Origin of the sequence: Ensifer sp. 22521 (assembly GCF_052044795.1) — a bacterium.
GTDB lineage: Bacteria > Pseudomonadota > Alphaproteobacteria > Rhizobiales > Rhizobiaceae > Ensifer.
The window spans coordinates 1-20,668 of sequence record NZ_JBQENM010000050.1; the positions used below are offsets into that span (position 1 = coordinate 1).

Below are 20,668 nucleotides of genomic sequence, written 5' to 3' on the forward strand. Positions count from 1 at the left end.
TTCATCAACGAGCGCGTCCACGCCAATATCCAGAAGGACGGCACCTATTCGGTGGTGCCGCGCATGTGGGGCGGCGTCACCAATTCCGGGGAATTGCGGGCGATCGCCGACGTGGTCGACAAGTTCGATATCCCCCTGGTCAAGGTGACGGGAGGCCAGCGCATCGACCTGCTCGGCATCGAGAAGGAAGACCTGCCGGCGGTCTGGGCGGATCTCGGCAAGGCCGGCTTCGTCTCCGGCCAGGCCTATGCCAAGGGGCTGCGCACGGTGAAGACCTGCGTCGGCTCCGACTGGTGCCGCTTCGGTACCCAGGATTCGACGGGGCTCGGCATCCGCATCGAAAAGTTCATGTGGGGCTCGTGGACGCCGGCCAAGCTGAAGATGGCGGTCTCCGGCTGTCCGCGAAATTGTGCCGAAGCCACCTGCAAGGATATCGGCGTCATCTGCGTCGACAGTGGTTTCGAGATCCATTTCGCCGGTGCAGCCGGCCTCGACATCAAGGGCACGGAAGTTCTGGGGTTGGTGAAGACCGAGGACGAGGCGCTGGAGCATATCGTGGCGCTGACGCAGATGTATCGCGAACAGGCCCGCTACCTCGAGCGTATCTACAAATGGGCCAAACGCGTCGGCCTCGACGAGATCCGCCGCCAGATCATGGGCGATGCCGACAAGCGCAAGACTTATTTCGACCGCTTCGTCTTCAGCCAGAAATTTGCCCAGGTCGATCCCTGGTCGGAGCGCGTCTCCGGCAAGGACAAACATGAATTCAGGCCGATGGCATCGGTCGGTTTTTCCCAAGCTGCGGAGTGAGGTGATGGACATGAACTGGCATCCGATCGGCAACATCTCCGACATTCCGCTGAGGGGCGCGCGCTGCGTCAAAACCCCTCAAGGCAAGATTGCCGTATTCCGGACCGCGGAAAACGAGGTCTTCGCCATCGAGGACCATTGCCCGCACAAGGGCGGGCCGCTGTCGCAAGGCATCGTCCACGGCACGGCCGTAACCTGCCCCTTGCACAATTGGGTGATCTCGCTCGAAACCGGCAAGGCACTCGGCGCGGACGAGGGGGCGGTGAAGACGATCGAGCTTCGCAACGATGGTGGTGCCCTCTTCATCGCACTCGAAAGCCTCATGATGGCGGCGCAATAGTGATGGAGCGGGAGGTCAAGACCACCTGTCCTTATTGCGGCGTCGGCTGCGGCGTGATTGCCAGAACCGACGACACCGGCGCGGTTAGCGTCAAGGGCGACCCAGATCATCCCGCCAATTTCGGCCGGCTCTGCTCCAAGGGCTCGGCGCTGGCCGAGACGCTTTCCACGGATGGAAGGGCGCTCCACCCGGAGATCCATGGAAAGAGCGTAAGGTGGGATGAGGCCCTTGATCTTGTGGCCTCGAAGTTCGGTGAAGCCATCGCCGAACACGGGCCGGACGCAGTCGCCTTCTATGTCTCGGGCCAATGCCTGACCGAGGACTATTATGTCGCCAACAAGCTGATGAAGGGCTTCATCGGCTCGGGCAACATCGACACCAATTCCCGGCTCTGCATGGCCTCCTCCGTCGCCGGCCATCGTCGAGCTTTTGGCTCGGACACCGTCCCCGGCTGCTACGAGGATCTTGAACTCGCTGATCTGATCGTCCTTGTTGGTTCGAACCTCGCCTGGTGCCATCCCGTCCTCAACCAGCGCATTCAGGCGGCAAGACAAAGCCGACCGGACCTGAAGATCGTCACCATCGATCCTCGCCGCTCCGTCAGTGCCGATCTCGCGGACATGCACCTGATGATCAAGAGCGACGGCGACGTTGCCCTCTTCAACGGGTTGCTTGCCCATCTCGCCGGATCGTCGGCGTTCGATCAAGACTATGTATCGGCCCACACGATTGGCTTCCAGGAGGCGCTTGAGGCTGCGCAAACCAGGAGCCTCTCGGATATCTCGGGGGAAACAGGCCTACCGATCGCCGAACTGCTGGCATTTTACCGCCTGTTTGAAACGACGGATAAGATCGTCACCTGCTACAGCCAGGGCGTCAACCAGTCTTCGATCGGCAGCGACAAGGTCAATGCGATCATCAACTGTCATCTGGCAACCGGGCGCATCGGCCGACCCGGAATGGGCCCCTTCTCGCTGACCGGTCAGCCCAATGCGATGGGTGGCCGCGAGGTGGGCGGTCTCGCCAACATGCTCGCAGCCCATATGAATATAGAAGACGAGGCCGCGCGCGATCGCGTGCAGCGCTTTTGGAAATCGCCGACGATCGCAGCGAGACCCGGTCTCAAGGCTGTCGAGATGTTCGAGGCCGTTGCCGATGGGCGCATCAAGGCTCTCTGGATCATGGCCACCAATCCGGTTGTCTCAATGCCGGATGCCGACCGGGTGCGAGAAGCCATCCGCAACTGCCCCTTCGTGGTTGTTTCCGATATCCAAAAGAACACTGATACTGCCGCCCTCGCCCACGTGTTGCTGCCTGCAGCCGGCTGGGGCGAGAAGGACGGAACCGTCACCAACTCCGAGCGGCGAATATCCCGCCAGCGCAATTTCCTCGACCTGCCGGCCGAAACAAGACCGGACTGGTGGCATTTGGCTGAGGTTGCCAAGCGGATGGGCTTTAAGGGTTTCGACTATGAGAGGCCGGCTGAAATTTTTGTCGAGCACGCTGCTCTTTCAGGGTTCGAAAATAACGGTTCCCGCGACTTTGATATCGGCGGGAAAGCCCAGATCTCACCCGATGCCTTCGAGGCTATGACACCATTCCAATGGCCCCATCGCGAGGGCACGCCCGAGGGCTCCACGCGCTTCTTCGCCGGTGGTCAGTTCTACACGCCCGACCGCAAGGCGAGATTCATTGCCGTAAGGTCCGAGCGCGAAGAGCGTACCAGCAAGGACATGCCCTTCGTTCTCAATACCGGGCGCATCCGCGATCAGTGGCACACCATGACCCGCACCGGTAAGGCAGCGAGGCTCTCCTCGCATCTCGCCGAACCATTCGTCGAAATCAACCCGGCCGATGCCGCCGAACTCCTGATCCACAAGGCTGGATTGGTGAAGCTGGAGAACGTCTTCGGTTCCGTCGTGCTCCGCGCGCTGGTCACGGAGCGGCAACCGCGCGGCAGCCTTTTCGTGCCGATGCATTGGAATGACGAATATGCGGCTAACGCGCGCGTGGATGCTTTGCTCGCGCCACGCACGGATCCCGTTTCCGGGCAGCCTGCGCTGAAAAATGTCGGGGTCCGGGTCAGCCGCGCCGACATCACATACTACGGTTTTGCGGTTGTCGCCTCGCGCCCCGAGCGCCTGGATGCGCCCTATTGGGCAATTGCCAAGGCGGAAGCCGGCTGGCGCGTGGAATTTGGCTTCGACAAGCCGCTCGACGATATCGAAACGTGGTGCCGCGACAACTTTGGTCTGTGGGGTCGCGGCGAGCATCTCGCCTATGCAGACAACCCGACGCAACAGCAACGCCACGGCTTCTTTGACGGAGAACAGTTGCTGCTCGCCTTTTATGCCGCACCGGAACCTGTCGGCGTGTCGCGCGACTGGGCCGTAAAGCAACTCGGTCTGCGACTTGAGACGATGCGGGCGCGTGTCGCGGTTCTTGCCGGTCGGCCGGGCGCCAATCAGATGGACCCCGGTGCAACCGTTTGCTCCTGCTTCTCTGTTGGGATCAATCAGATCGTGGGCGCCGTCGCGGGAGGCTGTCATACGGTCGAAGCGGTCGGCAAGCAACTCAATGCCGGAACCAATTGCGGCTCCTGCCGCGTCGAAATCAAAGGGATTATCGATGGTTGCCTCCGTCAAGCTGCAGAGTGATCGACAGGAGCGTATCGCTACGCTCGCGTCGCTACCGGTGTTCTTTGATCTCAAGGGAAAATCCGTGCTGGTCGCCGGCGGCAGCGATGGAGCAGCGTGGAAAGCTGAACTCCTGGCGGCAGCCGGCGCAGAGGTCCATGTCTTCTGCCCAACCAGCGAGCTTTCCGACGTCTTCCAGGAAAAGCTTGATCAATTTGTCTACCACGATGCACCCTGGCAGACGGCATACTTCAAGAGCTTTGCTTTGGCTGTCGGCGACTGCGAGACTGAAGAGGAAGCGCGCGGCTTTCACGATCGCGCGTCAGCCGCCGGAATTCCTGTCAACGTCATCGACAAGCCGGCATTCTGCCAGTTCAAGTTCGGCTCGATTGTCAACCGTTCGCCCGTGGTGATTGGCATCTCGACCGATGGCGCCGCTCCAATCCTCGGCCAGGCGATCCGCCGGCGGATTGAAACGCTCCTGCCGCAGTCCCTCAAGTCCTGGGCTGAGCTGGCGCAGACCGTCCGCGCCTATGTGACGGACACCCTCGCGTCGGTTCAACGCCGGAACTTCTGGGAACGTTTCGTTGATCGTGCCTTCGGGACTGGCGAGCCGGATGCGGATACAATGCGTGGCCTCATCGCAGATGCAGATCGAATCCGCAGCAATGCGGGCAGTACAGGCCGGGTCACACTTGTCGGCGCTGGTCCAGGCGACGCCGAGTTGCTGACGCTAAAAGCCGTGCGTGCGCTCCAGGCGGCCGACGTGATCCTGTTTGATGATCTTGTTTCCGGCGAGGTGCTTGAGCTTGCGCGCCGCGAGGCGAAACGCATGCTGGTCGGGAAACGGGGCGGCCGCGAAAGCTGCAAGCAGGAAGACATCAACGCAACGATGTTGGCCTTCGCCAAGGCTGGCAAGCGCGTCGTCCGTCTCAAGTCCGGCGACCCGATGATCTTCGGGCGCGCCGGCGAAGAGATCGCCCATCTCAATCGAGAGAACATTCCCGTCGACGTTATCCCCGGGATCACGGCTGCAAGCGCCATGGCCGCGTGCCTCGGCATATCGCTCACCCACCGCGACCATGCCCAATCGGTACGCTTCATCACCGGCCATTCCCGTCATGGCGGATTACCGGCCGACATCGACTGGGCGACCGTCGCCGACCCCCGTACGACAACCGTGTTCTACATGGGCGGCAGGACAGCACCGCTCATTTCCGAGCGGCTGATCAGCGAGGGCCTGCAGCCTTCGACCAGAGTAATCGTGGTCAGCGACGTCAGTCGCGCTACTCAGCGCAACTGGCATGGCAATCTCGCGAACCTTGCGAGCGGCATGGAGAAGATCGGCTACGACAGTCCCGTTCTGATCGCAGTGGGTGGGGCTTTGGCAGCCTGTGGAAATGAGGCCGTAGACGTCGGCAACGTCACCCAGGTTCCGGTCCAGGCGGTAGGGTTTCACTGATGGAACTGGAAGTGATTTCGCCGGCATTACTGGTTCTTGCAATCAGCCTCAGCTGGAACCGCTTCACGTGCATTTTTAGCTTAGCGTCGAGCGCTTCGCTGGCTGCCGCGCCGCTTACGACCGCCGCAACCGCGATCAGCTTGTCGGCCTTCGGGCTGGCCTTCGCAGGCAACACACCATGGTTTGGATTTCTGATCGTGCTGGCCGGGGTCCTTGCCAGCTCAACTGTTAAGAAGCAACCCGCTGCGATAACCGTCGCACTATCAGCAATCAGCCTTGCTGCTTATCTGCCGTTCTCTCCCGTCCAAATGTGAGTTGATCCCTGCAAGGCGAGCTCACAGGAAATCAAGACACTGATCGCCAACTCCGCTGCGGCAGTCAGCGATGGTGTGAGACTGGTGGGTGACACTGGTGATGGGCTTGGCGCAATTATGCAATTGGTCGGCTCGGTTGCTTCACATATGGACGCGATCGCTTCCGCCGCGCAGGAACAGTCGGCTGGTCTGTCGCAGGTGAGTTCGGCGGTCAATCACATGGACCAGGCAACTCAGCAGAACGCGGCGATGGTCGAGGAAATGAATGCTGCCGGGGCTGGCCTCGCACAAGAAAGCGCGAAGCTTTCGCAGTTGTTATCGGGCTTTGAACTCGGGCTGGCTTCTCAAATGCAAACCGCTGCCACGTCGAATCCCCCGGTCACCATGCGCTTAGTTGGGCGAACCAGAGGGAGCGCGGCGATCGTTGAAGACCGGCAGGCGCTGTGAGGCTGGCAATCCATGTTTCATCGAAATCCTGGCACCCGCACCAGCCTTCGCGCACTGACCGACCGATCGCCGTGAGCGTGACATCGGACTTGCACAGGCGTTGGGGATGAAGTTGGGCCAGCATACGATCCCATCAATGGGACAGCAGCCTCCCAAGAGCTTCGTCGCGATTTTGATCGCGTTCACAGCGAGCGACGTCAGAAGTTTAAATCCATTGAGCGGCATGCGTCGTGGGTAGGCGACTAAAGCCCCTCATCGGGAATTGAAGCCTTTGAGCGAAGAAAGAAAGATCCGAAACGGGTAGAATCCAGGGCCCTCCATCTGAGCGTTCGACTTCACAGACGGCGCCATCTACGGCTGGACCGTCGCCGGTTTCAAGCTCTAACACGTCAGAATTTTGCCGCTGCGAGCGACGGGCCCTCGATCCGAGTCCGATCTCGGGTCTTGGGCCATTGCCAACGTTTCGCAGCTACATCGGGGTGGCGGCCATTAGCGGCGTCTGGATGCCAACGAGAGCGGCTAAGCCGGTCAAGTACCAGTCGATACATGGCCCTTATCAACCAAAGACAGCGACTGCTGATTTGACGATGATGCCACCATCCGGACTTCTGCGCAGTTGACGGCCTACGATCATATCTTCCGCGGTCCGAATGTTGGTAAGCGCTGCAAGCATCGATTCCGACATTCTCATCTCCTTCGGATCATGCCCGAAGAATCGCACGGTAGCCCTTGAGCATCAAGCTTCTTGCTGTCTTTGGTTGATAAAGGCCCGATACATTATGCGATTTTGGAAGCACATAACGAGAACGCGCCCACGTCCAGCGTTCACGCAAGACGCCGAATTTGGTTCATGACAGCATTTCTTCAATCAACGAACCCGGACAGCAACAACCAGTCACTTAAGCCAGCGTGTAGGCCGTCTTGACGGTTGTGTAGAATTCGGCGGCGTAGCGGCCCTGCTCGCGCGAACCGTGGGACGAGCCCTTGCGGCCGCCGAACGGCACGTGGAAATCGACGCCGGCGGTCGGCAGGTTGACCATGACCATGCCGGCCTCGGCATTGCGCTTGAAATGGGTCGCATGTTTCAGGCTGGTGGTGGCGATGCCGGACGACAGGCCGAACGGCGTGTCGTTGGCCACAGTGAGCGCCTCGTCGTAATCCCGGACGCGGATCACCGAAGCGACCGGCCCGAAGATTTCTTCCCGCGAAATCCGCATCTGATTGGTCGCCTCGGTGAACAGCGCTGGCTGCAGGTAGAAGCCGGGCGTGTCGCGCTTCAGGAGGTCGCCGCCGAAGGCGAGTTTGGCGCCCTCCTGTTTGCCGATGGCGATGTAGTCGGTGTCCTGGTTGAGCTGGCTATGATCGACCACCGGGCCGATATGGGTGCCGGCCTTCAGCGCGTCGTCGATCGTGAGCCCCTTCATCCGTTCGCCCATCGCCTCCACGAAGCGATCGTGGATGCCCTCGGTGACGATGATGCGCGACGACGCCGTGCAGCGCTGGCCGGTGGAGAAGAAGGCGGAGTTGACCGCCGCCTCGACCGCCACCGACAAATCGGCATCGTCGAGCACGACGAAGGGGTTCTTGCCGCCCATCTCCAGCTGGTACTTGCGATTGTGCTCGACGGAGGCCATTGCCACGCGTTTTCCCGTGCCGGTCGAGCCGGTGAAGGTGATGGCGTGGATATCCGGGCTGTCGAGCATCGTCTGACCGACGACCGAGCCCTTGCCCATGACGAGGTTCAACACACCCTTCGGCAGGCCGGCGCGATGGAGGATGTCGACGATGGCCCAGGAGCTGCCGGGCACCAGCTCGGCCGGCTTGAAGACGACGGTGTTGCCATAGCAGAGCGCCGGCGCGATCTTCCAGGCGGGGATGGCGATCGGGAAATTCCAGGGCGTGATGATGCCGACGACGCCGACCGGCTCGCGAGTGATCTCGACGCCGATGTTCGGTCGCGCCGACGGAAGAACTTCGCCCGCCAGTCGCAGGCACTCGCCGGCGAAGAAGTCAAAGATCTGGCCGGCTCGCACCGTCTCGCCGATGCCCTCGGCGAGCGTCTTGCCTTCCTCGCGCGACAGCAGCCTTCCGAGCTCGTCCTTGCGGGCGAGGATCTCGTCGGCCGCCTTCCGCAGGATCGCGTGGCGTTCGAGGATGCCGGAGCGCGACCAGGCCGGAAACGCTTCCCTTGCAGCGGCGATCGCCGCTCTCGCATCCTCGGCAGAGGCGCGCGCATACTCGCCCACCACGTCATTGGTGTTCGAAGGGTTGATGTTGGCAACCCCGTCACCGCCGACCCATTCGCCGGCAATCAGGTTCTGGTGGATGGTCATGGGCTTTCCCCTTCTTCATTCTGCGACGAGGGCCGCCTCCGCGCGAAAGCGGCCCACTTTTCTCACTGACGCTTATGTTTTCCGATAAGGGTTTCCATCATAGCCATTTCCTCTGGTGTCAGGTCATGGAGTGGCGAGCGAACCGGACCAGCATCGAAGCCCTGGAGCCGCACCCCGGCCTTGATGGCCGAGACGGCATAGCCCTTCGCACGGTTACGGATCGCCATGAACGGATAGAAGAAATCGATCAGGATTTTCTCGCACCTGGCGCGTTCGCCCGCGCGCAACGCCTTGTAAAAATCCATGGCGAGGCCGGGCACGAAGTTGAAGACGGCCGAAGAATAGGTGGTAAAGCCTGCACCAAGATAGGCCTCAGCGAAGAGTTCGGCCGTCGGCATGCCGCCAAGATAGGTCAAGCGGTCCCCCAACTTGGCGGTGATCTGCCGCACGAGGCCGATGTCGCCGGTGCCATCCTTGAAGCCGACGAGGTTCGGGCAATCGTCGCAAAGGCGCGCCAGCGTATCGGCCTGCAGAACGGAATTGTCGCGATTATAGACCATCACGCCTATACCCGTGGCCCGGCACACGGCCTTGATATGCCGGTAGAGCCCTTCCTGCGGCGCATCGATGAGGTAGTGCGGCAGGAGCAGGATGCCGTCTGCGCCGGCCTTTTCGACGGACTTGGCGATCGAGACGGCGATATTGGTGCCGTAGCCGCAACCCGAGACGATCGGCGTCTTGCCGGCGGCTTCCTTGGCGACGCGGACGATCTGCGGAATTTCCTCCGGCGCCAGCGAAAAGAACTCCCCCGTACCACCAGCGGCAAAAAGCGTGGCCGCCTCGAAGCCGGAAAGCCAGTTGACGTGTTCGGCATAGCTTTTGGCGTTGAAATTGCCCTCCGCATCGAAATGCGTCACCGGGAATGAAAGCAGACCGGCGCCAAGCGCATGTTTCAATTCTTCAGTTTTCATGGGTGTGACCCTCCTTTGAAGGAAGCATCGGGGAATGCCGATGTCCCTGGTTGATCTGGTTGGCTGGGGGACGCTTCCTCAGGCCGCGAGCGACCGCACCATCGCGGCAAGGCGGTCGCAGGCACCCTCCAGCTCGCGGTCGGATGCCGCAATTGACAGGCGGATGAAACCGGCCGCGCCGAACGCGGCGCCGGGTACGCTCGACAGGCCGAACTGTTGAAGCAGATGGGAGGCAAAGGCCATGTCGTCGGCGATCACCGCTCCTTCCGCCGCCGTCCGGCCGAGCAGCTTTGTAACGCCGATGAAGGCATAGAAGGCGCCATCCGGCGGGGTGAAATCGAGCTTGTCGATCTGCGCAAGACGCTGCGAAACGATCTTCGCCCTGCCGGCGAAGGTTTCCGCCGCTTTCGCGACGAAAGCCTGGTCACCTGTCAGCGCGGCGAGAGCCGCCACCTGCGCCACCGTCGAGACGGATGTCACGCTCTGCGACTGCATCTTGTTGAGCGCGGCAATCAGGGTTTTCGGACCGGCGGCATAGCCCACACGCCAGCCGGTCATCGCATAGGCCTTTGAGACACCGTTGACGATCAGCGTCCTGTCACGCAGTTCGGGGCAGGCCGACACAAAGGATGCGAAGGGTACGTCCTTCAACAAAATGTGCTCGTAGATCTCGTCCGAGAGCACCAGGATCTGCGGATGGAGGGCGAGCACCTCCGCAAGCGCGCGATATTCATCGGCGGAATAGATTGCGCCCGTCGGATTGGACGGCGAATTCAGCATCAGCCAGCGCGTCTTCGGCGTGATCGACGCCTCCAGCCTCTCGGCGGTGATCTTGAAGCCGGCGTCACGCCCGCAATTGACATAGACCGGCTCGCCGCCATGGAGGGACACGATATCGCCGTAGGATACCCAGCAGGGCGTGGGGATGATGACCTCGTCACCGGTTTCCAGCGTCGCGAGGAACGCGTCAAACAGGATCTGCTTTGCGCCATTTGCGACCATCACCTCGTCGATGGCATAATCCAGCCTGTTTTCCGTTTTGAACTTGCTGACGATTGCCGCGCGCAGGCTTTCCATACCCGCCGGCACGCCATAGCGCACCCTGCCCTTGCGAATGGCTTCGCAGGCTGCGTCGGCGACGTGGGCTGGCGGCTCGAAATCCGGCTCGCCGAGCGACAGATCGATGATGTCGCGGCCTTCGGCAGCCAGTTTCTTGGCGGCCATGGCGATCGCCATGCTGGGGGACGACTTGATGCCCCCAGCGCGCTTGTTTTCGAACTTCATCTCCGGCTTCCTTGAATTGATCTGGCATTTGGGACCGGACGACGCTTTCGCCTCGCCCGGTCCCCGGGAGGACTATCTGGCGACGACGTAATCGAAAGCACTGTCACGCTTGGCGGCAGCCGGATCGCGCTTATCGGCCGGACCATAGCCGCCACCGCCGGGAAGCTCGAGGATGAGCCGGCGCCCCGCCGGCACATGCTGCCGTCCCTTCGACGTAAGGCGTGTGCCGTCATCGAGCAGCACGGCTCCGGGGGCACCGTTCTCGCCGCCCTCACGGCCGCGCGCCGGATGCTCGACGCGGTCGAACATGGCGTTGAAATGAATCTCGTGACCTTCGGTCGGCGAGATTTCCACGACCTGGCCAAGGCCGCCGCGGAACTGGCCGGCGCCGCCCGATCCGTCGCGCAGTTCCTTGCGCCAGAAGATGACCGGGCCGACATGCTCCGTCGCCTCGATCGACATTGAGTGCACGCCGCTCGGGAATGCCGTCGCGCTCAGGCCGTCAAGCGTCGAACGCGCACCGGCGCCGCCGCTGTTGAACAGCAGCACTTCGGCGCGCTGACCGCCGTCGGCCGGGGCCTTCTCGCCCTGCAGCGGGCGTACGCTGACATGCAGGTTCCAGAGCGCGCCCGCCCCTTCCGCCGGCACGCGGCCCGGCAGTATCTTGTGCACGGCGCCGAGGACGGCATCGGGAACGAGATGGCCGAGGACGTGACGCACAGATACAGGCGCCGGATGCTGCGCGTTGAGGATGCAGTTCTCCGGCGCTATGACGCGGAACGGCAGCAGGGATGCGTGATTGTTCGGAATCTCTGGCGCGATCGAGCACTTCAGACCATAGCAGGCATAGGCTGCGGAATAGATGAACGGGCAGTTGATACCCTTCGGGCTCGGCGGCGACGTGCCGTCGAAATCGGCTAGGATATGGTCGTCGGCCACATCAAGGCGAACGGCGATATCGATCGGCGAGCCATAGCCATCGACGCGCATTACATTGGAATAGGAGCCCTTCGGCAGGGCCGCGATCCGCTCCAGCGTCGCATCGTAGCTGCGATTGAAGATGAAGTCGGCCAGCGTTTCCAGATCCGCAAGATCGAACTCGTCCATCATGTCCATCAGGCGGCGATGGCCGATCTCGTTGCAGGCCGCGAGCGAGTAGACGTCGCCGACCACCTGATGGCTTTCGCGCACGTTGTTGCGGAGAATGTTCACGAGATCCTTGTTGACCTTGCCACGCTCCGCAAATTTCATGATCGGGACGAAGATGCCTTCCTCGTAAACCTCGTTTGCATCCGGGCCGAAGCCACGGCCGCCAACATCCACCACATGCGCGGTGCAGGCGAAGTAGCCGACCAAAGAACCGTTGCGAAAGCTCGGCGAGACGACGGTAAAGTCGTGCAGGTGGCCGGTGCCCTTCCAGGGATCATTGGTAATGTAGACGTCACCTTCGAAGATGTTCTCCGGACCGATGTCGCGGATGAAATGGCCGACGGCTTCCGCCATGGCGTTGACGTGGCCGGGCGTGCCGGTCACCGCCTGGGCGATCATCTTACCGCCACGGTTGAACACGCCGGCGGACAGGTCGCCGGATTCTCGTACGCTGGTGCTGAAGGCGGTTCGGATCAGCGTTACGGCCTGCTCCTCGACCACGGAGATCAGCCGGTTCCACATGATCTGCATGTGGACGTCGGAAAGTGCATTGGTTTTCATGGATTGTCCTCCGGTCAGGCGGCTTGCTTGGCGCGCACGAGCAGGCAGCCATCGGCCTGCATGACGACCTCGCGGCTCGCCGTGATGATGGTCGAGGTTTCGCGTTCGGTGATGACCGCCGGACCTGCGACCCAGTCGCCCGGCTTCATGTCGTGGCGGGAGACGACCGAGGCCTGCTGGAAGCGGCCTTCCTGGACGTCGAAAATCTCGCGGGTGCCGCGCACCGTAGCGTCGCCAGCCTTTCCGACCGTGCTGATCCTGGCCGGCGGCGTGACTTTCGATGTCGCTCTCAGCGACCAACTGACGATCTCGACATCGAGGCCGTCAATCACTCGGCCGAAGAAATGCTCGTACTGCGCGTCGAAGAGAGCGCGGAATAGGGCACCATCGACATCGGCATAGTCACGCACATCGATCGTGATGGGAACTTCCCAGCCCTGGCCGACATAGCGCATGTATGCGGTACACTCGAGATTAGGATCGGCATCCGGTGCGCCGGAGCGCACGAAGGACGTCGCTTCCGCGACGAGTTCCGAAATCGTCCGGTTGATCGCATCTGCGTCGAAACGGCTGAGGCGGCTATAGGCGCTGCGAACCGACTCGAAGCCGAAGGGCGCGCGCAGGAACCCGATGGCCGAGCCGACGCCGGCTCCCGGCGGGATCAGTAGATTCGCCATGCCGAGCTTCTCGCAAAGGCGGGCGGCGTGGATGGGCGCGGCGCCACCGAAGGCGATCATGGTGAACTCTGAAAGCTCCTTGCCATTTTCGACTGCATGCATGCGGGCGGCGTTGCTCATGTTCTCGTCCACGACCTCGCTGAGGCCGTAGGCCGCAGTGGCAATGTCGGTGTCGAGTTTCGACGCGATGTCGGCATGCATCGCCCGATCGGAGGCGGGCGCATTAAGCTTCATCGCCCCGCCTGCAAACTCGTCGGCATCGAGGCGGCCGAGGATCAGGTCGGCGTCAGTTACCGTCGGGCTTTCCCCGCCACGGCCATAGCAGGCCGGCCCCGGTTCGGAACCGGCACTGTGCGGCCCGACACGGATCTGACGCATACTGTCGACGGTGGCGATCGATCCGCCGCCGGCGCCGATCTCTACCATCTCGATAACCGGGATGGAGATCGGCATGCCGCTGCCCTTCTTGAAACGCCAGGTGCGGGCCACCTCAAAGGTTTTCGAGGTCTTCGGCGTCTGGTTCTCTATCAGGCAGATTTTTGCGGTCGTGCCGCCCATATCGTAGGAGAGGACCTGATCGAGCCCGTAACTGCTGGCAATATGCGCGGCGAAGATCGCGCCGCCCGCCGGACCGGATTCGAGGAGGCGAACCGGAAACTCGATAGCGCTCTCGACGCTGATGATACCGCCGCCCGAATGGATCATGAAGACCGGGCTGCGCATGCCCTCTTCCGCCAGCCTGCCGACGAGACGATTGAGATAAGACGCCATCAGCGGCTTGACGAACGCGTTGGCGCAGACCGTGTTAAAGCGCTGGAACTCGCGCATCTGCGGCGAGACCTCGGAGGAAATCGAAACGGACAGATCCGGCTTCCTCGCCAGCAATCGGTCGCGCACCGCCTTTTCATGCGCGCCATTCAGGTATGAATGGATGAAACCGATTGCGACGCTTTCATAGCCTGCGGCGATAATACGGTCGCAGAGGGCGCCGACCTCGGCAAGATCGAGCGGCTTCAGGATACCACCGTCGGCGCCGATCCGCTCGTCGATGACGAAGCGTTCGTTGCGGGGCACAAGCGGCGCAGGCAGCACAATATTGAGATCATACTGTTCGAAGCGGCTTTCGGTCCGCATCTCGATGACATCGCGAAAGCCCTTGGTGGTGATGAAGGCAGTGCGCGCGCCGCGCCGCTCGATCAGCGCGTTCGTCGCGAGCGTCGTGCCATGGATGACGGTGTCGATCTCTGACAGTGCGACGCCTGCCAACTCGGCGACCTGCCGGATGCCCCTGACGATCGCGTTTTCCGGATAGGAATAATCGGTCAGCACTTTGATCGAATGGAGCGTGGTGCCTACCTCCATCGCAACGTCGGTGAAGGTGCCGCCGATGTCGACACCGACCCTGATCTGCATACCATCTTTCGCCATTTTCTTGACTTTGCTCCGTGAACGAATTTCTCTTCCACACCGCGCCCAAGGGCTTGCTTTCGACATGCGGTGGGCATTCCCCGCCCGCACTTGCAGGCGGAGGCTAAAGCTCTTCGATTGTTGATGTTTCGGGGTGCCCTGCGCAGCGGTTGCGCAGGGCAGGCGCGTTATTGCTTGCCGGTGAAGTCTACGCCCGGCAGCGTTGTCGGAAGTTTTGCGCGATCGACGCCGATCCATTTCTTGTAAAGTGCGTCGAGCGAGCCATCAGCCGTGTGACTGGTCACAAAATCGGTGAGGAAGTTGAGCATTTCCTGGTCGCCCTTGCGAACGGCCATGCCCTGAAAATTATCGGCCACCCTGTACTTGCGCTCGAACTCCGCTTCGTGTCCCGTCTCCTTGATGACCAGACCGTAGGTCACGCTGCCAAGGATGGCGTCGACCTGGCCGGACAGGAGGGCCTGCACGGTCGTCGCATCGTCGTCAAAGCGTTTGATCTCGGTCGTTGGCGGTGCAGCCTTGACGAGGATCGGCTCGAACACGCTACCACGGTTCACGCCGATGACGTATTTGCCAAGGTCGTCGTTGCCCTTGATCGCCGCATCCTTCTTTGCCCAGACCGTGATATCGTTCGACGAGTAGGGGATGACGTACTGGATGACCTTGGCGCGCTCCTCGGTGATCGTCATCGATGGCACGAGGAAGTCGACATTGCCGTTGACCAGCAGCGGAATGCGATTCTGCCCGGTGATGCGCTCGAACTTGACCTCTACACCAAGTTCCTTGGCGATCAGCTTGGCGATTTCGATGTCGAAGCCGTCATTCTGGCCATTCTGGTCGATGAAACCCCAGGGGAACTGGTCCATCTGCACGCCGATGGTCGCCGTGCCCTTGGCCTTAAGTTCCTCCGGTGTTATGGCCAGCGCCGTCGTCGCGAACAAGGTCGTGGCCAAAAGCGCGGCGGCAAACACGCCGGGAACGTTCGAACGCGAAAGGGGCAATGCTGTCTTGAACATGTGGTCACCTCTGGTTGGTTTTGTCATGCGTTCTTATTTTACCGATCGGCATTGAGCCGCCGTTCGATCCGAGCGCTGCTGAAGGTCAGCGGAAGGCATATGAAGAAGTAGACGAGGGCGACTGCGCCATAGACCTGCAGCGGTTCGAACGTGATGTTCGCCATCAGCTGGCCGGACCGGGTGAGCTCCGTCAGTCCGAGCAGAGCAGCAAGCGCGGTACCCTTGATGAGGTTCACAAGGAAGCTGATTGTCGCAGGCAGGCCGATGCGGAACGCCTGCGGCAGGACGACGTCCACCATCCGGTGCACATAGCCGATCCCGAGAGCGCGGGCGGCCTCGCTCTGGCCATCGGGAACCGCCTGGATGCTGCCACGCCAGATCTCGCCGAGGAACGCGCTGGTATGCAGCGAAAGCCCGATCGTCAGCGCCACCCAGACATCCACCTTAAGACCCAGAAGCGGCAGGCCGAAATAGACGAAGAACAGCTGGACCAGCAGCGGGGTGCCCTGAAAGATCTGAATGTAGGTGGCCATCAGGATACGCAGCAGCCTCCACTTGCTCGTGCGGCCGAGCGCCACGCCCAGCCCGAGCGCGCCGCCGAAGGTGAAGGCGAGAAGCGTCAGGACCACCGTCCAGCGCGCGCCCTCGAGCAGAAAGAGGAACTCTCCCCAGCCAAATTGACGGATCATCGCAAGGCCCTCACTTCGTCGGATAGGAGAAATAGACCCTGCCGATCACGCCAAGCGCGGCAGAGAAGAACTGGGACAGCACGAGATAGATGACGCCAAGCGTGAGATAGATCTCGAAGCTGCGGAACGTCTGGGAATCCAGGGTCTGGGCGAAGTACGTCAATTCCTCCGCCGAGACGGAAGACACCAGACTGGAGTTCAACATCATCAGGATGAACTGGCTGCAGAGCGCCGGGTACACCGCACGGATAGCCGGACGAAACACAACGAAACGATAGATGTCGGCCGTGTGAAGGCCGAGCGCCCTGCCAGCCTCGATCTGCCCGGGTCGGATCGACTGTACCCCGCCGCGCACGATCTCCGCGGCATAGGCCGCGCAGTTAAGCGTCATGGCGAGGATCGCCGCCTGTTCCCCACTCAGCCGGATACCGATGGCCGGCATGCCGAAGAAGACGAAGAAGACCTGCACGAGGATCGGCGTGTTGCGGATCAGCTCGATGTAACCGATCGCCATCGCCCGAAGAGCGTTGCTTTTGCTCATGCGCATCAGCATGAACACGATGCCGAGGCTCAGGCCGAAGACCATGGAAAGCGATGACATTCTCAGTGTGCCTATCACGCCCTCTAGAAGCATGGGCCAAGCGGCAAAAACCGGTGCGAAATCGAAGGAGTAGTTCATCGGCCGCCCTCAGTGGTTGAGGATCTGGCTGAGGAACGCCCTGGTGCGTTCGTGGCCCGGATTATTGAAGAAGACGTCCGGCTTGGCGCTCTCGATGATCTCGCCGCGGTCCATGAAGATGACACGGTGCGCGACGGCACGCGCGAATCCCATTTCATGCGTCACGCAGATCATCGTGATACCGTCGTCGGCAAGCGAGATCATCGTGTCCAGCACTTCCTTGACCATTTCCGGATCGAGCGCCGAGGTCGGTTCGTCGAACAGCATGATCTTCGGATCCATGCAGAGCGCGCGGGCGATCGCCACGCGCTGCTGCTGGCCGCCGGAAAGCTGAGCGGGGTATTTCTGCGCCTGCTCGGCAATGTGCACGCGCTCCAGATGCCGCATCGCTTTCGCCTTGGCATCCGCCGCCGACGCCTTTCGGACCCGGCGCTGGGCCAGCATGCAGTTTTCCAGAACGGTCATATGGGGGAAGAGGTTGAACTGCTGGAAAACCATGCCGACGTCGCGGCGAATGTGATCGGCGTTCGACCCTTTCTGGTTGAGCGCAGTGCCATTGACGACGATCCTGCCCTGCTGGACTTCCTCAAGGTGATTGATGCAGCGAATGAGTGTGGACTTTCCCGACCCTGACGGGCCACAGAGGACGATATGCTCGCCCCGCGCAACGTTGAGTTCGACGCCCTTAAGTACCTGCAACGGACCATACCATTTGTTGACACCCGTCATCTCGATGGCTTTTTCGTTGCTTTCATTCTCGCCCATGGCCAATTCCCTTTCCTGTAACCGTCAGGATTTCGCTGCGACTTCAAACACGGCGTCCACTTCGACCGACGATCCACGTGGAAGCGATCCGGCCCCCAGTGCCGTGCGCACATGACGCCCCTTTTCGCCCAGAATTTCGACGAAAAGGTCGGACGCACCATCGACGATCGCGGGGTGACCTTTGAAATCCGCCTGCGCGTTGACGAAGCCACGGACCTGAACGCAGGCCACTACCCGGTCGAGATCGCCGTCGAGCGCGTCGTTGACACGGGCAAGGATGTTCAAGGCACAAAGCCGCGCCGCCTGATAGCCCTCTTCAAGCGAGACATCCTGCCCCACGACCCCGGCAAAATGCTCCACGCCGTCAATCCGAGGGATTTGCCCGGAAACGAAGAGAAGGTTCCCGGCAAACCGATACGGAATGTAGTTGCCTGAGGGCGAGGCAATCGAAGGCAACACGATGCCGAGCTCGGAGAGGCGTGCGGAGACGTCACCCATAGCGGTTTTCCACCTGATTTTGTGCGCGCGCCGTGGGGCGCAGTTCCTGTTCCCGGAGCTATTCGCCACGTTCGCTTGAGGATCGTGGCGCTGGCTCGCTTTTTCTGACGAAGAGATTAGTGAAATAGTATCTCATGTCAACATAAAAGTTAGAGATACTATCTCTTCGCTCTGAGAAATCAAGCCAGCAGGATTAATCGCTAAATATCAAATAGTTAACCACTAAGCATTGGTTCTATAAAACTGTGAATTCTCGCCAACGGCAAAAAAATCTCGCAACGAGCTCCAAAATAAAACCAGAAATGAGATGGCCTGGCCCCACTATTCGGCAGAGAGTGCGCACACTTGACGAGCGAAAATTTCCGTTGAGGTAGCATCACCTCACTGCGTCATGCTACCTTGTCAAAGACACAACAAATCCCTATCAGTTGGCAAACGCCGCTCACGCGTGCGACCAAGCAGACGGGTGGAATCTTGAGTACTTTGGCAAGCCGGACGATACAGGCCCTGAAGGCCCATATCGTCGACAATCAACTGGACAAGGGCCACAAACTTGGATCGCTGAATGAACTGGCGCAGCAGTTTAACGTCAGCCGCACGATCATCAGGGAGGCCGTCTCCGCGTTACGGTCGGAGGGAGTTGTCGAGGCACGTCATGGCGTCGGTGTGTTCGTGCACGAGAAACCTAAGCCGGAAGACCCATACGACTACGATCCGGAACTTGTCCTGGCGCCCTTGCAGCGCCTGAAAACCTCATTCATGGACCTCCTTGAACTGCGGATGGCATTCGAGGTCCATGCCGCAGGCCTTGCTGCGACTCGGCGTTCATGGGCGCAGGAATCGAATATCTGGAATGCTGCACGGCAGTTCGAAGCCTCGCTCGACGACGAGGCCGCCCTCGACCACCTGGATTTCGTGTTCCACCGATCGATCGCGGAAGCGACGAATAACGGCGCCTTCATAGAGTTCTTTAACCTGATGAGCCTCCAGATCCTCCCCCAACCGGCTTTCTCGAAACAGGTGAACCCCGAGCTCATCACACCAGAGTATGTGCAGAACACGGTTCGGGAGCACAGGGCGATCTGCGAAGCGATCAGCACCGGCAATTCCGAACAGGCCCGTGAAGCGATGCGGGCGCATTTGAACCGTAGCCACTTACGCTACAGGGGCTTCTCGAATGGTGGCGCTTCTCCCTTGAGCAATGTCGCGCGGGATGAATAGAAGGCGACGGTTGACCAGATTGAACTGTCGACATGCCAACGGCCAACGTAAGACCTGCAGAAAACGTCGACATGGCATTTGGCCACTATGCAGGTATTGATGGATTGAGAGTGCAACAGGAAATAGCGCCCCTCCTCGCGAAACGCCCTTCCAGTCGATACATTATGCGATCTTCTGTAACCCGCGTTGCGTCAATCCCTTGTGCCCTCAATCCCTCGCCGAGTGCTCGCTTCTGTCCGCAGTCGGAGCTTTGCCGCTGCTCTATGGTGTCTGCTGAGGAGCGGCTGACCAATCTTAGAGGCGCAGTCACCGCGTGCTGCTGATCGCATAGCGGCCTAACCCATCCATCGTCCCGGCGAAGGGACCTTACTGTGGAGGGCTGATGGCTGTGCCCGTCCGAGACCTGTCTTGTCGTCTCCTCCCGATCAAGCCGCCACAGCGGACGCTCCCTTACGAGCAACGAAGTTGGTTCTGTCCCTGAGCATGCAATGCAACACCACCGCCAACTTGCGGGCCAGCGCGACGCGCGCCTTTTTGGGACCGGCCCGTCTGGCGACCGCCAGTTCCCAGCGCTTCAGATCGGAGCCTTTGACCGGTCGCGTCAGGATAACGTTGGCTGCCTCGTAGAGCACGGTGCGCACGCTGCGATCGCCGATCTTCGAGATGCGACCGCTATGATCGATCTCGCCCGATTGATATTTCCTCGGCGTCAATCCGAAGTGCGGCCCGACCGCGCGGGAGGAGCGGAAGCGCTCGGCGCATCGGCGGCCGCCACAAACGTCAGCGCCACCAGGACACCAATGCCGGGCGTCGTCATCAATCGAAGTGCGTCGTCATCCTGGCGGGCGATGGCGCGCAGCTTGCGCTCAAACCCAGAAAATTCCTGCACAAGCGCGTCGCGCACCTTCAAGAGTGCCATAGCAATCGCTTCCAAGGTCGAATGGCCGGCAACCAGCGCGCGGATACGTCCCGCATAAGTGCGCCGCGTCGTCGGCCCGACCTTGAGGCCGAAGCCGCGCAGGATGCCCCGGATGCTCATCTCGATGTCGTGAAGCTTACCCTGAATGAGCTTGCGGGCGGTCAGCAGTGCACGCACCTCCTGGGCGGCCAGAGATTTGCAGTGGACCGGTCTGAACCAGCCAAGCCGCATCAACTGCGCAATGCCCCGGGCGTCCTTCTTGTCGGTCTTCACCGGCATCGTCTTGAAGGCTGCACGCACGTGGCGCGTCTCGATCAGCTACCATCCCGGCATGGAGCCACTGCGACAGGGGGCCGGCCTCCAGTCCAATGCGCCCCATCGCCACGCCGTGCGCGCCGAACCAGGCGATCAGCGCATCGGGTTCGCTGAGGATCTTCGCTTCCCGGATGATCCGGCCATCCGCATCCACCAC

The 20,668-nt window shown here is 61.1% G+C and carries 16 protein-coding genes and 3 pseudogenes; 7 read left to right on the forward strand and 12 right to left on the reverse strand.

Annotated features, from left to right (window positions below; translation table 11 throughout):
- From ACTJKE_RS35520 to ACTJKE_RS35545, 6 genes and pseudogenes are all read left to right on the forward strand, one after another.
- Window positions 1-810, forward strand: a pseudogene (locus tag ACTJKE_RS35520) (nitrite reductase large subunit); the annotation flags it as partial.
- A 4-nt stretch (window positions 811-814) separates the two neighbouring features.
- Window positions 815-1,150: a nitrite reductase small subunit NirD gene (gene nirD / locus ACTJKE_RS35525; protein ID WP_156437221.1), complete on the forward strand. Its 336-nt coding sequence runs from the start codon at window positions 815-817 to the stop codon at window positions 1,148-1,150.
- 2 nt (window positions 1,151-1,152) lie between these two features.
- Window positions 1,153-3,807: a nitrate reductase gene (locus ACTJKE_RS35530; RefSeq protein ID WP_440693807.1), complete on the forward strand. Its 2,655-nt coding sequence runs from the start codon at window positions 1,153-1,155 to the stop codon at window positions 3,805-3,807.
- A complete protein-coding gene (gene cysG, locus ACTJKE_RS35535) occupies window positions 3,779-5,248 on the forward strand; it encodes a siroheme synthase CysG (RefSeq protein WP_440693809.1) in 1,470 nt (489 codons plus the stop codon). The genes ACTJKE_RS35530 and cysG overlap by 29 nt, the downstream gene beginning before the upstream one ends.
- On the forward strand, window positions 5,248-5,562 hold the full coding sequence (locus ACTJKE_RS35540) for a hypothetical protein (protein WP_440693811.1): 315 nt from the start codon (window positions 5,248-5,250) through the stop codon (window positions 5,560-5,562). The genes cysG and ACTJKE_RS35540 overlap by 1 nt, the downstream gene beginning before the upstream one ends.
- 18 nt (window positions 5,563-5,580) lie before the next feature.
- Window positions 5,581-6,009 (forward strand): annotated as a pseudogene (locus ACTJKE_RS35545) (methyl-accepting chemotaxis protein); the annotation flags it as partial.
- A 556-nt stretch (window positions 6,010-6,565) separates the two neighbouring features.
- Here ACTJKE_RS35545 and ACTJKE_RS35550 read toward each other — a convergent pair.
- The 11 genes from ACTJKE_RS35550 to ACTJKE_RS35600 form a co-directional block, all read right to left on the reverse strand.
- Window positions 6,566-6,694, reverse strand: coding sequence for a hypothetical protein (locus ACTJKE_RS35550; RefSeq protein WP_280938129.1), 129 nt, complete (start codon window positions 6,692-6,694; stop codon window positions 6,566-6,568).
- A 214-nt stretch (window positions 6,695-6,908) separates the two neighbouring features.
- Window positions 6,909-8,342 carry an aldehyde dehydrogenase family protein gene (locus ACTJKE_RS35555; protein WP_058330167.1) on the reverse strand — a complete coding sequence of 478 codons (1,434 nt, stop codon included), beginning with the start codon at window positions 8,340-8,342 and terminating at the stop codon, window positions 6,909-6,911.
- A 62-nt stretch (window positions 8,343-8,404) separates the two neighbouring features.
- Window positions 8,405-9,313 (reverse strand): 5-dehydro-4-deoxyglucarate dehydratase, encoded by a 909-nt coding sequence (kdgD, locus tag ACTJKE_RS35560; protein WP_058330166.1) that lies wholly within the window; start codon window positions 9,311-9,313, stop codon window positions 8,405-8,407.
- A gap of 78 nt (window positions 9,314-9,391) precedes the next feature.
- Complete coding sequence (locus ACTJKE_RS35565) at window positions 9,392-10,597, reverse strand: pyridoxal phosphate-dependent aminotransferase (RefSeq protein WP_058330165.1); 1,206 nt, start codon at window positions 10,595-10,597, stop codon at window positions 9,392-9,394.
- A gap of 72 nt (window positions 10,598-10,669) precedes the next feature.
- A complete protein-coding gene (locus ACTJKE_RS35570) occupies window positions 10,670-12,307 on the reverse strand; it encodes a hydantoinase B/oxoprolinase family protein (protein ID WP_112997247.1) in 1,638 nt (545 codons plus the stop codon).
- Between the two features lie 14 nt (window positions 12,308-12,321).
- The gene (locus tag ACTJKE_RS35575) at window positions 12,322-14,412 is read right to left on the reverse strand and encodes a hydantoinase/oxoprolinase family protein (RefSeq protein ID WP_440639618.1); all 2,091 of its coding nucleotides are present in this window, start codon (window positions 14,410-14,412) and stop codon (window positions 12,322-12,324) included.
- A 167-nt stretch (window positions 14,413-14,579) separates the two neighbouring features.
- Complete coding sequence (locus ACTJKE_RS35580; RefSeq protein WP_440639620.1) at window positions 14,580-15,425, reverse strand: transporter substrate-binding domain-containing protein; 846 nt, start codon at window positions 15,423-15,425, stop codon at window positions 14,580-14,582.
- 38 nt (window positions 15,426-15,463) lie between these two features.
- Window positions 15,464-16,114, reverse strand: coding sequence for an amino acid ABC transporter permease (locus tag ACTJKE_RS35585; protein WP_113736933.1), 651 nt, complete (start codon window positions 16,112-16,114; stop codon window positions 15,464-15,466).
- A 10-nt stretch (window positions 16,115-16,124) separates the two neighbouring features.
- Window positions 16,125-16,793 carry an amino acid ABC transporter permease gene (locus tag ACTJKE_RS35590; protein WP_057248669.1) on the reverse strand — a complete coding sequence of 223 codons (669 nt, stop codon included), beginning with the start codon at window positions 16,791-16,793 and terminating at the stop codon, window positions 16,125-16,127.
- Window positions 16,794-16,802: 9 nt separating this feature from the next.
- A complete protein-coding gene (locus ACTJKE_RS35595; RefSeq protein WP_057248668.1) occupies window positions 16,803-17,558 on the reverse strand; it encodes an amino acid ABC transporter ATP-binding protein in 756 nt (251 codons plus the stop codon).
- Between the two features lie 24 nt (window positions 17,559-17,582).
- Entirely contained in the window at window positions 17,583-18,056 is a 474-nt protein-coding gene (locus tag ACTJKE_RS35600; protein WP_058325940.1) for a RidA family protein, read from the reverse strand.
- 474 nt (window positions 18,057-18,530) lie between these two features.
- Between ACTJKE_RS35600 and ACTJKE_RS35605 the strand changes: the two genes are divergently transcribed.
- The gene (locus ACTJKE_RS35605) at window positions 18,531-19,277 is read left to right on the forward strand and encodes a FadR/GntR family transcriptional regulator (RefSeq protein WP_058325941.1); all 747 of its coding nucleotides are present in this window, start codon (window positions 18,531-18,533) and stop codon (window positions 19,275-19,277) included.
- A 425-nt stretch (window positions 19,278-19,702) separates the two neighbouring features.
- Here ACTJKE_RS35605 and ACTJKE_RS35610 read toward each other — a convergent pair.
- Window positions 19,703-20,668, reverse strand: a pseudogene (locus ACTJKE_RS35610) (IS110 family transposase); the annotation flags it as partial.